This window comes from Serratia sp. HNCC26DJ244 (assembly GCF_057180565.1).
Window position 1 is genome coordinate 1 of record NZ_JBXUGO010000038.1, and the last position, 15,318, is coordinate 15,318.

A 15,318-nucleotide genomic window follows, 5' to 3' on the forward strand; every position below is an offset into this window, starting at 1 on the left:
ACATTATTTTTGCCGGAGCGGATGCCTGGATCCATGCGAAAAACTGGCAAGCGGGTAATCCAGCCAAAGATACGGTACCGCCCGTGGTGTTGGATAAAAAGCAACTGGCCGAGATCGATCAGTTACATATTGTGGATGCAGGGCGGCGCTGTGTGCGTGTGTACCGTGCTGGCGAGGTAAGCCAATCGGCTATTACGGCCATTGCCACCAAGCTGGCACTAGCTGGCGTCAATGAAGCCTTTTTTCATTCCGAAGCCTACGACGTGCTAGAAAATTGGACTGGTCAGCTAAAGCGGCTCAGGGACGAAGCCAAACACGGCCAGACGGGGACTATTCACCCCAACAGAACTGTTGATGGGGATTTGTCTCACATGGCGGCAAGCCAGCGGGGGCGGCTGTTGGCAACACGCTACGGGCAAATAGCCGTTCATCCTGAAAGTGAAAGCGTGTTTACCTACAATGGCGCAATCTGGCAAAAAGTACCGGATAGCGAATTGCGGCGTGAAATGGCGGCGATTTACAGAGAAAATGATGTTAACTACAGCACTAATGGGGTTAACAATGCCGTTGAAGCCATGAAGCTAGAAATCCCCATTGTTGGTCAGCAACCCTCCGGGCTAATTGGATTCTCTAATGGGGTTTATGATCTGTCTAGTGGGGCATTCTCCGCGCATAACCCCGACAACTGGCTGATGAACCACAACAACATCCTGTTTACTGCCCCTACCTCCGGTGAGAACCTGCGGGATAACGCCCCCCACTTTCATAAATGGTTAAGCCATGCCGCCGGGCGTGATGCACTGAAGATGCAACGTATCTGTGCGGTGCTGTTTATGGTGCTGGCAAAGCGCTACGACTGGCAGATGTTTATTGAGGTGACGGGTGAAGGGGGCAGCGGGAAAAGTGTCTTTACAGCCATTGCCTCTTTACTGGCTGGCGAACACAACACCGCAAGCGGCAACATGAAGGCACTGGATGAGGCAAGAGGCCGGGCGCAATTCGTCGGCAAAAGCCTGATCATTCTCCCTGACCAACCCAAATACAGTGGCGAGGGAACGGGCATCAAAGCGATAACCGGCGGCGACCCGGTGGAGATTGATGGGAAGTATGAAAAGCAGTTCACGACCGTTCTGCATGCGGTGGTACTGGCCACCAATAATGAACCCATGACCTTTACAGAACGTAACGGCGGGGTAGCCAGGCGGCGGGTTATTTTCCCGTTTGATATTCCGGTTGAGGAACGGGATAAGGATCCAGACCTACCGCAAAAAATCGCCCATGAGTTGCCGGTGATAATCCGCCGGTTGCTAGTGACCTTTGCCGACCAGAACAAAGCGAAAGCGCTACTGATAGCGCAGCGGAATTCACTTGAGGCGATGACCGTCAAATGCAATTCCGATCCGCTTTACGGATTTTGTCGGCATATCGTTACCCTCGCCGAGGCGGTGGGAATGATGATGGGTAACAAAAACATCGTACCGAGAGCGCCAAGAACCTACCTGTATCACGCTTATCTGTCTTACATGGAAGCGCACGGTTTTGAACGCCCGTTAACCCTGACCCGATTCGGCAAGGATTTCCCCAAGGTGATGGCGGAATACGGGGCAAAGTACAAGCGTGCCAAGACGAATACTGGTTGGCGGTACAATATGGATCTGGCTGAGAGTGCGGAAGATTGGCTTCCCGCGACACCCTCGATACCTTCCGTAATATAACCCCTAAGAATAGTTTTTGGTTAAAACTGTTCACTACTGTTCACTTTTTAATAATTCTCTTTTTTATCAATAAATAACCTAGTGAACAGTTCTTGTTTAACTGTTCACTCACTGTTCACAACTATTCATCCCTACCCTAAAAAAGTGAACAGTAGTGACGAGTCGTGAACAGTGGTGTTCACCCTATAAAGTCAAGAGTGGCAAGGGTTACAGGCCAACGTGAACACAGTGAACAGTTAAAGGGGCTAAAACTTTTGAAGGGGGGGGAACCCCTTTTGTAACAACCAGACCCAAACCGAATTCTTGGGCAATAACGACAATCACCCCCTATAAGCAGAAGGAAAACACCATGCTGATGAACAAAACGGCCTATGCCAAACACTGCGGCGTTAGTCGCCAGACGGTCTACGAGCAAGCATCATCATACGGCTTGTATGAACCCATGAGCGGTAAAGAGATAATGTTGGTTAACCTTTCACCTACCACAATAAGAGGATTTTTTTAATATGCTGATTTTAAATATATTATGGGGTGAAGCCGGATTAAGGTGGTGCTCACGTTTTATCCAGATATCAGGTTGACGTATCCGTCAGTAATAGCGTAATATTACTCCAAGCGTAGTAGATATAAATTCACATAACCGAAACGAGGAGGTACATGTGGCGATTACAAGTAGCATGTTTGGCCGTACTATCCTGTCGGGTAAAGATGCCGAACAGATGCTCAAACAAATGAGCAATTCTAAACCTAACGAGAATGCTAAGCGCTCGTTGCAGGAAGCTCGCGCTTTACGTTCTAAAATGGCTAAACGCTGATAATTAAAATTTAGGGCAGGTTGTTAGCAATATGGATGATGCAGTGCAGCCTGACCTTCAAATAATCCCTCTTAATCAATTCCACAATCATAAGCGTTTTAAAAGCGGTGCGGAACAATTTCAGCCGTTGAAGACGTTTCTCCAGAAAGACGCTCTACTGTTTCAAGATGGATGCATAGCTCAAACCTATGTAGTCATAGATGACAATGAGCGATCAAACAAAGATGATGACCTCGATTTATATCCTTATCAGATATTGGGTTACATAACCCTGACCTGTAGTCAAGTAAACTTGAGTGAGTATGACTTGGGGGACTGTGCGCGAGCAGAAAGATATGAGTTTCTCCCAGCTGTCAAAATTGCACGTTTAGCTGTTGACGCAACAAGCCGTGGGCTAGGGATTGGCGGTATGCTTTTTGGCTTTGCTTTATCAATGTCACTAGATGATATCCGTCCTATGGTAGGTTGTAGGTTTTTGATAACTGACGCCAAACGAGATGCTTTAGATTTTTATCATAAGAAAGGTATGGAACTGCTCGATACAGAGGAAAACAGAAAGGCTGAACATCCTATTATGTTCATAGACCTCTTTACGCTACTTTCAGATTAAATTAGGGTGACAACTATCCTGCCAGAGGGGGGGAGTGTGTGATGGCCTTATTTTGGGGGGGATATGCATTTTAAGTATATCGTCTATAAGATAACCTTTCCCAATGGAAAGATATATATAGGGAAAGATGTTGGTAAGGGAGGCCACTCCCTGCGTTATTTTGGTTCATGGAATAACAGCCTTGTGGAAAATGATTTTACTAAAGAACAGTTAAGTGATTTTTCTCTGCGCAAGGAAATTATTTTTGAATCTGATGACAAAAGCGCAGTTGATAAAAAAGAAATTGAATTCATACAGCTATTTAAATCCAACCATCCTGAAATTGGTTACAATCAAACATGTAGAAAAACGTCCCCAGAAAAACGATAAATTTACTGTATGTAAGCCCAGAATACAGGTTCATGAGCAACTATCCTGGCAAGGCCGCAAGACGTAGAAGTATATTTTATTAAATAATTTAGTTCTTAATCCACCATGCAATGCTCCCAAAACACTTGGCTTCTCAACCTTATCTTCACTGTTACTTTAACTTTCCACACTCATGTTCGTGTATATACTCAGTTTATATTAATCTATTAATGAATAGCACCGCTGCAAACAACCGGTGCTATTCAACATAATTTAATTTGTTATAAAAACCATTCTGGTTTCACACCAAAACGAGCCGACAGTGCCTTAATGTGAGTGATGGTCAAAGAGCGCTGACCAGACAGAATCTGGCTAACCAGTGATTTAGAACCGATCTCCTCTTTAAGATCAGAGTAAGACAGCTTGTACTGGTCAATCAGGGTACGCAGCAGTGCAACGCCGACCGGCATTTCAGCGATAGCTTTGTTGAATTCAGCGAAACGAGGGCTGTTATCTTCATAGTCGGTAATCTTACTCGCCAGGAAGTCAATAAGTGGGTTCTCGTCGTCGTTCTCGATCAGGTAGTCCACCAGCTCCATAGCTTCGCGGTAATCGCTCTCGGACGAACTGCCCCCCAGGAAGGGAACAGCAGCTACGAGTTGTTTGGTTGCTTCAATGGCTTTTGCAGTGTCGGTAATCATTCTTTGTTCTCCCTGTAATAGCGGCTCAATTTGTCGTAATCAGCATGGGTTGCGATATGCTTCACATAGAAGCGCTTATTCACGAAATTGATATAGGCGATAACCCTCAAGTTATTGCCTCCTACATCCAAAACCCACCATTTGCTCCGGTACTTAAAATTATCCAAGCTCGGTATCAGGGTTCGCATCTCAGTTGGAGAAGGGAAATCCGTCTCGCGCACTAAGCGGTAGAGCGCCCGAATGGCTAACGAATCGTTGGGATATCGCTTTGCAGCTTCCTCAAAAGGCTCTTTTGAAATTACGTGCATCTTGCGGTCGTTCTATTTGTTTACATTATGTGAACATGATAGCACTGCCCTTTGCCGTTTACAATATGTGAACGATAACCTTTCATTTCATAACCTCGCCAAAATACCTAATTAACCTGAACAAAGTGAACCTTGAGGGCATGACCAGTTCCCTGTTGATTCACACTGAATGCTGTTAGAAATGTCCGCTTCTCGCCCATAGCAGACCTGATAGCCCAACAGTCTATCCATTTCGTGCCAAAAGCTGACATTGCGAGCATCGTGGTGAACTAGTCAGCTTTACACCGATGAAGCACATACATCGCGTAAACTGATTCTACTTATCACTGCCGTTAAAAATGGCGAGATTACCTATGATGGCGATACAGAACATTATTTTACGGGGTATGGCCTTAAAGAACAAACTGTTAGTGAATCAACGGTTCGCTACCACTGGTCTTCATCAATTTATTGACTCACATCTATCCATGAGATTTTTTGAATTTTTTACCAGAGCCACAATAGCAAGGATCATTTTTTCCCATCTTTTTCTCATTCTTAACTACGGGGGATGAAGGCACATTAAATATTGGATTAGGAATGAAATCAGTAAAAACACGATACTCCTTCATGGCTACTTTAGCTAATTTTCGCTCATCTTTTGTTAATGGCTTATCAAATCTAAAATAGACAACATCTTCAGAGCGACTTTCAGAGCCTTTAGTTTCCGTTGCAATAATTATTACTTTTTTAATTTTACTATATTTGTACTTTGCTGCCAAGGCATACATTTTAGCACAAGAAAAACGTTCCGTTCTGTATTCTTCATATGATGAAAATTTACCACGTGGGAAAAACAGAAATATATAATATTTATCTTCCTCATCAATTGATGAGATCATTCTAGAACTTCTTCTATCTGTCGGCACTTGTTTAAGCTTTTCTAAAAAACATTGGGAGAGATAGTATCTCGACATTCTATTTTCTGCAGCTAGTTGTCTTACTGTTTCCTCATGACTAAGAAAATCATTTTCCATTCCCAAACCTACTGTCGCAGTTAAAATCGAGTCGGAAAAGCGTTGTATTGTTTGATCCCAAAAATTACTGCCTTTTTTTAAAGCCTCATAGTAGTTATAATCAGGGGATCTTTTCAGTCCTTCCCATTCATGTTCTGCTATTTGAACAAGTGTATTATCTGGAATCACCTTTTCATCGACGATTACCCCATGTCCGCTCAAGTAAGCACCCAAGGTATCATCTTCTCCGGGGCTGAAGTGCAAATAGCCAGAACGAACAACTCGTTCTTTCTCTTTTAAGTAAGCAATAAAGTCAGTAATCGTATCCAATTCTGTTAGTAAAAGCTTTAAAGATAACTCATCTAACACATGAATAAATGTTTTTTCCGGATAAATGTCTCCAATGGAAAAAGGGTTATCTAGGCTATCCTCTAGCTCAAATGGAAAAATATTTATAAATGTACCAGAACTACCTTGGGCTATGCGTCCAAAGTATTTAGATGCCTGCGTTAAGCTATTACTCGTTACTGCGACCAGAAAAAAACGCATATCTTTACAAATTTCTATTGGAAAAGGATGATTACAATCCTTATCTAAAAATAATCGCCCATTATTTTCTTTTAAAAATTTCTCTGCGCCATATAATTGAATGGCAGATTCAGTTACCGATTTTTTAAACCATCTTTTCCATGCGACAGATATATCGATTCCTTCATGAAACTTAATGTCCTTGTCAGAGAATATTATTACATCATTCTCAAAAACAACTAATAAATCACACACTTATTTTCCGGATTTGTTTTTAGAATATCCTTCATCGCTATAAACATTAGGATAAGACCATAAACCTATGAATGCATTATTTGCTAGCTCTATTAATCTTTTTTCGGCTTTATTAAAACCCTGTCCCTTATTAATTACCTTCAGCATTGTACACCTTTGCAAAAGAACAAAATTACAACATGATAACGCTTTAATTCAACATTAGGAACATGATTAAACAGCAGCTAGAGCCACGAAAGAATTTTTGTGAAATTTTTATCTTTATAGAACATGTTAACTATGGGATGCCCCAGCCCAAAACATGCCCCTTCCCTATAGTTGAACTAAGCACGATCTCTTAGCCGACTACCAAATTTAATCGAGGCTTAGCCAAGTCGATGCTAATGCACCTTAATCTGCTGGGAAAGTATCAAACGGGCATAAAAAAATACAGGTTAACTCTTTTTCGGCCCTCCCCCTGAAGGGAGCAACAATCCCCTATCCTTTGTGGTATCAGCTTTTGGCGGGTTTCCATCACTATTGGGCATACAGTGTTATACAGACCAACCACCGTAATCCCCCAGTTCTTGCGCACAAAGTGCGCACAAAGTGTCAAGTTTATCGCCCTACTTGCCCTGTTCACTTTTGAGCTTTTGCCCTACTCGGAACCCACGTCATTACTGACTTTAGCCTATGATGATATGGGCAACAATCCTTCCGGTTGATGTTAGAAAACCCTATATTTTTCAAACATGGAAAGCAAAAGTGTAAAGCGGCCATATATCTGAATATATCGCTTGTATTCGAATTACCCGACCTCTCATAATTTTTCGGCAAAACGAAGTTTGATAACAAGAAATAGGCATACAAATAGGCATACGAAGATTGATAGTTAAAAATAAAATCATTTAAAAACAATCAATTGCCACACCAAATCAGATACAGCAGGGCCACCAAATTTTAGTAGTAAAATCATATAATTAAGCCACCCTAAGCGGTGGCTTTTTTATTGGCTTTTGGGTCACTGTCCCCTTTTCGTCCCCCCATTTATTTTTTGGGCCCCAAAAGCCCTAGGTTTGGTTGCTACGTCAGCCTCTGTTTCTGCCTCTTATTGGCTATCTCACGCCCTTCTGCCCCCTCAGTGTCAGCATAGTTGTTCCCCCCCTTTCTAAACATAGATCCAGAGGGCGATGGAGTGACAAGTGAAACATATTTCTTCAGAACGTAAAGTCAGCGTGTTGGCAAAATTGCTGCCCCCTTACAATATGACCGTCGCGGCTGGCCTGACGGGTATTATTCCCACCAATGGGGCGATAATGGGAAACCCTGAAACCGCCCGTGATACCTACCGTAAGGATGAGGTGATCCCGCTGCAACGCAAATTTATGGCCGGTATCAATAGTGACTCAGAGATACCGGCACATTTACACCTGCAATTTGACCTCGATAGCGCGGACAATAGCTCAGATAAGGGCAAAAAATGACCGTAAATACGTTAGAATCACCCAATTGCTAGCGCTGGCATGCGGGAGAGTTAACATGCGCCTATTCAAAATCAATTGCCCGGAGTGTAGCGCTCTGGCCATTATCCGTAAGACTGAGTGGAGGAGTAAGCAACTGGCGGACCTTTACTGTGCCTGTTCCGAAGTGGAATGCGGCCACACCTTTGTTTTTAACGCCACATACTCGCACACACTCAGCCCCAGCGGGCTGACGGGCAATAAGCTGGTTAAAGCTTCGTTGGAGCGCCTCAAACCTGACGAACGTCAGTATGCGCTGGATTTGTTGCAGGGGAATGCTTGATTAGTTACTAGCCCCTCCCCGGCGACAGCAGGGAGGGGTGACAAGGGAACCATGGAAAAATAGCAAAAAATGCAAAAAAAAAGTGGCGCATGTCGACGAAAATCATGTATAATGTAATAATTGGTCTATTTTTATTGACGTATTAAACCCCTCGTGATACCCTGCACCCTCATCCTGATTAATTCGCATTGCAAGTAAATGACCGTATCAGTAGAGACGACGTTAACCTTGACGTTTTAAAGGTACCCATATCAATTTGAACGAGGTAATAAAATGACATTAGGCTTAATTAAATTTTTTCATCGTGACAAATACCGAGATGATTTCCTGAATGGTTTATTATATTGTAATACCGCTGAATATTATCGAACCACTTCTCAACCAGGTGTAGGTGATAGAAATGAAAGTTGCAATTACTCCTTTAGAGAGAAAATCCATCCAATACGACCGATGATGGAGTTTTCCGAAGATGAACACTTTAGCGAATCAATGGTTATACCTTCAGAAGCAATAAAAAGTATAACCACTAAACAAGAGAATGACTTTGACACATGGATGCACTGTTGGTTCGAACTCAGGCAACCTAATACCATCGAAGAGCTAACTGTTCAAAAAAGAAATATAGAAAGAATGAAAAGCGAAGCAGGCGAACACCTTGCCTTTATCCCCATTGATAAAGTCAATGATTTTATACTAAGAGTTCAAAGCATAAACACCGATAAAAAAATAGAATTTCACCGCGTCAAATATTTATCATCATGGACTGAGTGGAATAGAGCCTGTAAGGCAGATGGTTATGATTATCAGCAAGAGTTTAGAATCTGCTTTGGCCCATGTGATATTAATAATAAAGCTCACGAAAAGTTTACTTTTGATAAAGGCTTTCGAGATATCACTCTTACAAAAAAATGGATGAGAATAACCAGTGGTGAGCATAAAATTATAGAGACCTATCTTTGATTTAAAACTCCACATAGACAATGAGTTATCCACATCAGTGCTGCAATCATCCTTGTTTCTAATAACAAATTACCCTCCCCTTGCTAAAATATGGGGAGGGTAACTAATACATATTATCCTATCGGCAATAACCGTCCCCCCTCCAACCTAAAAGTATGCCCCGCCCCAAAGTTCACCGCTCCCCCAGATAACAAGGCGTTTAACTCCCACGGTGTTGGCTCAATACCAATCGACTGGAGGAACGCGAGCACTTTACCGCCTAAGTGGCCCAGTCCTGCGGCCATTTCAGGGGTAACAAGGTACGGTTTACTCTCTTGCGGTGGTGGTGACCGTCTCCTTTTGGTCATATTCCGCAACCTGTCATGCAGATCCCGCCGTTCTCGCTTGCTCATCTGGTCAAAATTAAGCGGTTTTGGTGTGGTACCGTCACCTGTTCGGGTACCATCCAACCCCGAACCCTGGGCCGTGCTGTCGGCAGCGGGTACAGTTATTGACAGAACTCCAAGAAAAACAGAACGGTCCCGATAAGTGACGAATTTTATAACTCACTGCCAATACCCAAGCATGCAGGGCCGGTGTTTTCTTCTTGCTATTCAGCATTCAGAAAAGCGGTGCAACGTTCTGAAATCGCGCTACCTGACGGCCAGCTATCACACGTTCTACGCCATACATTTGCTTCACATTTTATGATGAACGGTGGAAAAATTTTAGTTTTACAACGTATACTCGGTCATACCGATATCAAGATGACTATGCGTTATGCGCACTTTGCGCCAGATCATCTTGAGGAAGCTAAAAAGTATAACCCGTTAGAGTTTAACAGATGAAAAATGAAAAATTATTAAATTATATGTTGCTCGTTTGTACAGCATTAGCCGCCTTCTGCCTTGGCTACTATTTTTATGTTTTTCATCACATGCCTGTATCACAAAAAACCAGTGATTGGTCAAACTTTGGTGCATATGTTGCTGGAACGGTAGGGCCACTATTATCTCTAGTAAGCGTTCTTTTTATTATTAAAAGTATAAAATCCACCAATGATAATCACACTGCACTAATGACGTTTAGTAACAATGATAAAATAGTTAACCAAATAAATGTGCTAAGCGACTCACTTAAACAATCACTTAAAGATTCAGAGATATTCATCCCGCAAGGTAATATGCCCCCCCTTGCATATACTATTAAAGGTCGAATCGAAAGATTGATGCGCAACAAATTTATTGACCTAGAAATAGAAAGTATCACAAAAAGTGCTATCAGAGATATATCCCTTGATTTTGAGTCAGAGTTACCTGTCATATTGAAGATAATAGAACTATTGGATCATTTAAGTGATAATGACTCTGAAGTATATAAAACAATGCTCGAAGTAAAATTAACGAATACAGAACGAGCAGTATTGTATTGCTTTGCATGCCAAAATCATCCTGATAGCGCTGAGCTTATCAACCAAGGCTGGCCTACATTCCGTGGTACACTTTTTAATGAGCCCTTTTCGTCCCCCCAAGACTCAGAAGTTCACGATTAACCAATAACACTCAATGGCTAAGTTATTGTAATTTATGGTAACCCATTGATTGATATAGGTGGTACACCGTTCTCATAATCGATTGGTCGCTGGTTCAAACCCAGCAGGATCCACAAATTTTAGCAGTAAAATCATATAATTAAGCCACCTTTCAAGGTGGCTTTTTTATTGGCTGAATTTCAAGTGGCGATAAAATGGCGGTGCATTTTAAGTTTTCCCTATCTTTTACATAAAACTACGCTCCTTCCTACCATAGAATGCAAGCGTGTGAATGACCTCAGCCTGCACTCAATCAAGGATATCCCTCCTCAAGCGCACCACAATTTTAGCTGCCATTTCATTTTCTAGACTGCTGCCAAGAGCGCGCAGGATCTTATCTGTATCGCTGATTGTGAGTTGTTGTGATGAGTTCAGGTCTAACACCCGTTGTAGGCGGCTATAGGGAATTGCTGTTTGCTCTGATATCGATCATGTGCAAGTTGAAAAGTTGAGCACACCAAAACGGGTACCCTCAAAATCACGCCAGCAGATTGAAGATAATTACCAGATCACGGCTGGTATGGGTAAAGCGCGGGGAATGGTGGAACGTACACTAAAGGTAAAAAAAGGCAGCACAGCAAATGCTGTCCTTTGGATTGAATCGAAGGATGATCAGTCGTGTTCTTGTTTACCTTTCTTGCGCTGTCTGCGTTTGATCTCGCCTCTGATTGAGGTTACGACAAAACTTGCGGTGCTTTCGCCTTCGTCCTTTACTTTTTCAAGTTCATCAATTAATTCAAGAGGAACCCTTGATACGATTTGCTGTGACTTGTTATTACGTGAACCCGTTGCCATTGGTCAACCTCTTCGCAATAGGTGGCATTCAGTATACAGGAAAAATAAATGCTACCAGACATTGAAGTGGCATTCACTTAGTTATATTGTAGTGAATGCCACCTGTAATGTATTACAGAGCAAAAATAGCGACGCCCCAGAGTGCTTCGAACCACTACCGAGGCGTCTAACCACAACGTTAGAAGGACTAACGCCATGGCTACCACAAAGTGTACCTACATCTTTGCGGCGATCAACCGCACCCAGAAGAAAGTTAAGCCCATTATGCTGCGGGGAACCGCGTTTGATGAAAAATCAGCCCGCCGCCGCTATACCCTTGATTACATCTTGCTGTTTGCTGGCCGCCTGCCGGTACAAGGGGGTGATCATGTCTAACCTGATCGATAGAACCCCACTGACTGCCCAAGAGGTGGCTTTTCAGTGCCTGGCACTGACCCACGCCGCCCTATTTTCAAATCAGCAAGCTATAAGGGAAACACTACTATTTATCCTTCTCGACAGAGTAGACACGCTCTATGAGATGTTGCCGGAACAATGCACAACATGCAGCGAACCAGCAAACGAATAGCAGGAATATAAACCTTCAACCGGTCACACGCTGGGGCCAAACTCAGCCCAAAATGGCACCAGCGGTGATATCCCCCTGTGGTGGTCGGGATAGGAAAGGCCGGGGCCAAGCATCAACTTTCCGTTTCCTGAAAGTTTTCAGCCTCGCCATACGCCTGCTCAGGGCCGACGTGCGTCAAACAGCCACTTTATGCCCTGATGAAGTGGATGACTGGAGCCCTGAAGGATTGAACGCATTAACTGAGTGGGCCAAGGAGTGATCGTTGGCCTATACTGCGGCGCTCTTGAGCTGGTGCTTTTGTTGAATGCCTAATGTGATAGTCGGCATAGATAACTATGTGACTAGGGTGACAAGTCTGCCGGGAGCAGACTTGAACGCTGCTTGCAGCGGCCCCGTGAGGGGCGAGGCTCAGGAGGAGCCGAGTATCTGAGAGAAGCCAACACCGCTGCAAGTTGAATGGCGACGGGTATATACTCAGTTTATATTAATCCATTAATGAATAGCACCGCTGCAAACAACCGGTGCTATTCAACATAATTTAATTTGTTATAAAAACCATTCTGGTTTCACACCAAAACGAGCCGACAGTGCCTTAATGTGAGTGATGGTCAAAGAGCGCTGCCCAGACAGAATCTGGCTAATCAGTGATTTAGAGCCGATTTCCTCTTTGAGATCAGAGTAAGACAGCTTGTGCTGGTCAATCAGGGTACGCAGCAGTGCAACGCCGACCGGCATTTCAGCGATAGCTTTGTTGAATTCAGCGAAACGAGGGCTGTTATCTTCATAGTCGGCAATCTTACTCGCCAGTAAGTCAATAAGTGGGTTCTCGTCGTCGTTCTCGATCAGGTAGTCCACCAGCTCCATAGCTTCGCGGTAATCGCTCTCGGACGAACTGCCCCCCAGGAAGGGGACAGCAGCAACGAGTTGTTTGGTTGCTTCAATGGCTTTTGCAGTGTCGATAATCATTCTTTGTTCTCCCTGTAATAGCGGCTCAACTTGTCGTAATCAGCATGGGTTGCGATGTGCTTCACATAGAAGCGCTTATTCACGAAATTGATATAGGCGATAACCCTCAAGTTATTGCCTCCTACATCCAAAACCCACCATTTGTTCCGGTACTTAAAATTATCCAGGCTCGGTATCAGAGTTCGCATCTCAGTTGGAGAAGGGAAATCCGTCTCGCGCACTAAGCGATACAGCGCTAGAATGGCTAACGAATCGTTGGGATATCGCTTTGCCGCTTCCTCAAAAGGCTCTTTTGAAATTACGTGCATCTTGCGGTCATTCTATTCGTTTACATTATGTAAACACGATAGCACTGCCCTTTCCCGTTTACAATATGTGAACGATAACTTTTCATTTCATAACCTCGTCAAAATACCTACTTAACCTGAACAGAGTGGACCTTGAGGGCATTACCTGCTCCCTGTTGATTCACACTGAATGCTGTTAGCAATGCCCGCTCCTCGCCCATAGCAGACCTGATAGCCCATCAGTCTGGCCGTTTCGAGCCAGAAGTTCACACTGCAATAATTAGCTGGAGCGGGTCAAATATGGAAAGTGGTGACTTAAGTGGTGAATGATAAAGCGGCACAGGAACTTTGTACAATGGAGAAAGGCAGACTTCATTGAACATCATCTTCGACTAGCGCTCATGAACCTAGAATGATAGAGAGCGTTTTTCGCCCTGATCAAGGTCATTTGAATAAATTCGATGCAGAGGGTCAAATTAACTTTTTTTCAATTATGTCAATAATCAGATCGAGTGGGAAGATTATTTCATTGGTATATTTCAGCTCTTCAATTGTCCACCAGTGGTAAGCTCGAATAACTTTCTTTTCGTTACTAGTCCACCTCGAGCGGTCAATATCTGATTTATCAGCATTAATAATAAAGAAACGTTCTTCAGCAAGAACAGTTTCACCGCTTGGTAGCATCATTTTAAAGTTTCTGGATGCTATCTGCGGCCCTGCTGTTGTTCTTGTCAGCCCTGTCTCTTCAAATAATTCGCGCAAAGCAGCCTGCTCGTAAGATTCATTGTGTTCAAGCCCCCCACCTGGAGTTGCCCAGTATGCATTTCCACTCAACGCATCATCTTTATGGCAGAAACTAAAGAGCAAGACGTGATTTTCAGGTGAAAGAACTATTAACCGAGATGCTGGTCGAGTACGCAAAAAGCCCCCTATATATAAAATGTCAACTTCAACTTTTGATGTTATATAAACATAATTTTCATTAAAAATCGCCTAATATAACGGTATTCTCTCGCAGCTTTAACTACATTCAACTTCCGCTTGTCGCTTATAGCAGACCTGACAGCCCATCAGTATGCCTGTTTCGTGCCAGTAGCGGAAGTTGGAGTGCCAGAGGCTCTCTAAAAGTTGATGGCTAGTTTTGCAGAGATACTTGGGCATCACTTGGATATGATGTTAATACCGCCCGTGATACCCGCAGAGGTGTGGGAGGGTAATAAAGTTTCATACTAAACCAGATATTAGCCCAGATCTTTAAGTATCAAGTTCGACTCAAACCAAAATAAAGATTCATACTGATGCTGGATATCGTATCAGAACCGAGTTAAAACTGAGTAATAATGAATCATACTCAGCTTAACTCGTATGGGGACAACTCCGAGTTCGACCATTAGCTCAAATTAGTAAGTTTCAAATTATAATTTCTATGGGTTAATGATTGCGGAACGCCCTCCTAGCGAACGAAGTGAGCGCTTTGTTAGGCACTTTTCCAGCCGCCCGAGAATCGCTCAAAAACGACGCTGAAACCTGCTTTGATTAAAGCGTCGCGGGCAGCAATTGCGGCTAATTCAAGTTGACTAGAAGGAGGGTTATTCTTAGGCGTCCAAATTAATTCACCCTCTACGAGTTGACGCTCATGTAACGGACAAATCGTCGCGAAAGCAGACTCTGCGACGTTAACGGGGTCTGTTTGGATATAAAAAATCATTGTACGGCAAGCCTGTTTTTTGTACATTTTTGGGGCTGTTGCCGGAGGTCGTTCACTACTTACTTCATCGGCTGTAACCGTAGCCAGTGGCCTTATCGACCACTAAGCGGACTAGATCAGCAAGCGATACTTGCTTAACTCTTTTACGGTTTGCGCCATGCCTTGCCGCAGTAAGGCTTCTAAGTAGTCATCAACTGACATTGGCGGCTTCCTCAGATTGCTACGCTGCATAGTTACTGCCGAGAGTACGAGCGCGCGATTTAAATCGAACAAATCCATCACAAAATCATCAGGATGCAACGCTTCTATATCGAAAGCATCAAGTGCCGGTGCCGGAAAATCTTTAAGATTAAACGTCACTATGATTTCAGCATTGCTACGAACAGCAGCTGCGACGACGTGGCGAT

At 43.5% G+C, this 15,318-nt stretch carries 17 protein-coding genes and 2 pseudogenes; 10 read left to right on the forward strand and 9 right to left on the reverse strand.

Features of this window, described 5'->3' with window-relative positions; genetic code table 11:
- Positions 1 to 2 precede the first annotated feature (2 nt).
- The 4 genes from AC2A06_RS18060 to AC2A06_RS18075 all read left to right on the forward strand — a co-directional run bounded on the left by AC2A06_RS18060 (position 3) and on the right by AC2A06_RS18075 (position 3,509).
- The gene (locus AC2A06_RS18060; protein WP_484381191.1) at positions 3 to 1,715 is read left to right on the forward strand and encodes a DNA primase family protein; all 1,713 of its coding nucleotides are present in this window, start codon (positions 3 to 5) and stop codon (positions 1,713 to 1,715) included.
- A 659-nt stretch (positions 1,716 to 2,374) separates the two neighbouring features.
- On the forward strand, positions 2,375 to 2,530 hold the full coding sequence (locus AC2A06_RS18065; protein ID WP_484381192.1) for a hypothetical protein: 156 nt from the start codon (positions 2,375 to 2,377) through the stop codon (positions 2,528 to 2,530).
- 31 nt (positions 2,531 to 2,561) lie between these two features.
- Positions 2,562 to 3,140 (forward strand): N-acetyltransferase, encoded by a 579-nt coding sequence (locus AC2A06_RS18070; RefSeq protein ID WP_484381193.1) that lies wholly within the window; start codon positions 2,562 to 2,564, stop codon positions 3,138 to 3,140.
- A 63-nt stretch (positions 3,141 to 3,203) separates the two neighbouring features.
- Positions 3,204 to 3,509 (forward strand): GIY-YIG nuclease family protein, encoded by a 306-nt coding sequence (locus AC2A06_RS18075; RefSeq protein WP_484381194.1) that lies wholly within the window; start codon positions 3,204 to 3,206, stop codon positions 3,507 to 3,509.
- A 260-nt stretch (positions 3,510 to 3,769) separates the two neighbouring features.
- Here the strand turns inward: AC2A06_RS18075 and AC2A06_RS18080 are convergent, their stop codons facing one another.
- From AC2A06_RS18080 to AC2A06_RS18090, 3 genes are all read right to left on the reverse strand, one after another.
- Complete coding sequence (locus tag AC2A06_RS18080; RefSeq protein WP_484381195.1) at positions 3,770 to 4,189, reverse strand: helix-turn-helix domain-containing protein; 420 nt, start codon at positions 4,187 to 4,189, stop codon at positions 3,770 to 3,772.
- On the reverse strand, positions 4,186 to 4,497 hold the full coding sequence (locus AC2A06_RS18085; protein WP_484381196.1) for a type II toxin-antitoxin system HigB family toxin: 312 nt from the start codon (positions 4,495 to 4,497) through the stop codon (positions 4,186 to 4,188). Before AC2A06_RS18085 ends, AC2A06_RS18080 begins: the two co-directional genes overlap by 4 nt.
- 461 nt (positions 4,498 to 4,958) lie before the next feature.
- Positions 4,959 to 6,275: a YecA family protein gene (locus tag AC2A06_RS18090; RefSeq protein ID WP_484381197.1), complete on the reverse strand. Its 1,317-nt coding sequence runs from the start codon at positions 6,273 to 6,275 to the stop codon at positions 4,959 to 4,961.
- A 1,256-nt stretch (positions 6,276 to 7,531) separates the two neighbouring features.
- Between AC2A06_RS18090 and AC2A06_RS18095 the strand changes: the two are divergent.
- From AC2A06_RS18095 to AC2A06_RS18115, 5 genes and pseudogenes are all read left to right on the forward strand, one after another.
- Positions 7,532 to 7,738 (forward strand): annotated as a pseudogene (locus AC2A06_RS18095) (phage portal protein); the annotation flags it as partial.
- Between the two features lie 55 nt (positions 7,739 to 7,793).
- Positions 7,794 to 8,057 carry an Ogr/Delta-like zinc finger protein gene (locus AC2A06_RS18100; protein ID WP_484381198.1) on the forward strand — a complete coding sequence of 88 codons (264 nt, stop codon included), beginning with the start codon at positions 7,794 to 7,796 and terminating at the stop codon, positions 8,055 to 8,057.
- Between the two features lie 273 nt (positions 8,058 to 8,330).
- A complete protein-coding gene (locus AC2A06_RS18105) occupies positions 8,331 to 9,017 on the forward strand; it encodes a hypothetical protein (RefSeq protein WP_484381199.1) in 687 nt (228 codons plus the stop codon).
- A 503-nt stretch (positions 9,018 to 9,520) separates the two neighbouring features.
- Positions 9,521 to 9,844, forward strand: a pseudogene (locus AC2A06_RS18110) (tyrosine-type recombinase/integrase); the annotation flags it as partial.
- Positions 9,841 to 10,548 carry a hypothetical protein gene (locus AC2A06_RS18115; protein ID WP_484381200.1) on the forward strand — a complete coding sequence of 236 codons (708 nt, stop codon included), beginning with the start codon at positions 9,841 to 9,843 and terminating at the stop codon, positions 10,546 to 10,548. The pseudogene AC2A06_RS18110 and the gene AC2A06_RS18115, both read left to right, overlap by 4 nt.
- A 651-nt stretch (positions 10,549 to 11,199) precedes the next feature.
- Here AC2A06_RS18115 and AC2A06_RS18120 read toward each other — a convergent pair.
- Positions 11,200 to 11,382 carry a YlcI/YnfO family protein gene (locus AC2A06_RS18120; protein WP_023491315.1) on the reverse strand — a complete coding sequence of 61 codons (183 nt, stop codon included), beginning with the start codon at positions 11,380 to 11,382 and terminating at the stop codon, positions 11,200 to 11,202.
- A 195-nt stretch (positions 11,383 to 11,577) separates the two neighbouring features.
- Here AC2A06_RS18120 and AC2A06_RS18125 point away from each other — a divergent pair, with 195 nt between their 5' ends.
- Positions 11,578 to 11,757 carry a host cell division inhibitor Icd-like protein gene (locus AC2A06_RS18125; protein ID WP_484381201.1) on the forward strand — a complete coding sequence of 60 codons (180 nt, stop codon included), beginning with the start codon at positions 11,578 to 11,580 and terminating at the stop codon, positions 11,755 to 11,757.
- A gap of 739 nt (positions 11,758 to 12,496) precedes the next feature.
- Here AC2A06_RS18125 and AC2A06_RS18130 read toward each other — a convergent pair.
- From AC2A06_RS18130 to AC2A06_RS18150, 5 genes are all read right to left on the reverse strand, one after another.
- On the reverse strand, positions 12,497 to 12,916 hold the full coding sequence (locus AC2A06_RS18130) for a helix-turn-helix domain-containing protein (RefSeq protein ID WP_484381202.1): 420 nt from the start codon (positions 12,914 to 12,916) through the stop codon (positions 12,497 to 12,499).
- Positions 12,913 to 13,224, reverse strand: coding sequence for a type II toxin-antitoxin system HigB family toxin (locus tag AC2A06_RS18135; protein WP_484381203.1), 312 nt, complete (start codon positions 13,222 to 13,224; stop codon positions 12,913 to 12,915). The genes AC2A06_RS18130 and AC2A06_RS18135 overlap by 4 nt, the downstream gene beginning before the upstream one ends.
- 450 nt (positions 13,225 to 13,674) lie before the next feature.
- Positions 13,675 to 14,124, reverse strand: coding sequence for an NUDIX hydrolase (locus AC2A06_RS18140; protein WP_484381204.1), 450 nt, complete (start codon positions 14,122 to 14,124; stop codon positions 13,675 to 13,677).
- Positions 14,125 to 14,680: 556 nt separating this feature from the next.
- Complete coding sequence (locus tag AC2A06_RS18145; RefSeq protein WP_484381205.1) at positions 14,681 to 14,938, reverse strand: hypothetical protein; 258 nt, start codon at positions 14,936 to 14,938, stop codon at positions 14,681 to 14,683.
- Positions 14,939 to 15,022: 84 nt separating this feature from the next.
- Positions 15,023 to 15,318 (reverse strand): VapC50 family PIN domain-containing toxin (locus AC2A06_RS18150; RefSeq protein WP_484381206.1); only part of this gene is annotated, 296 nt, incomplete at its 5' end.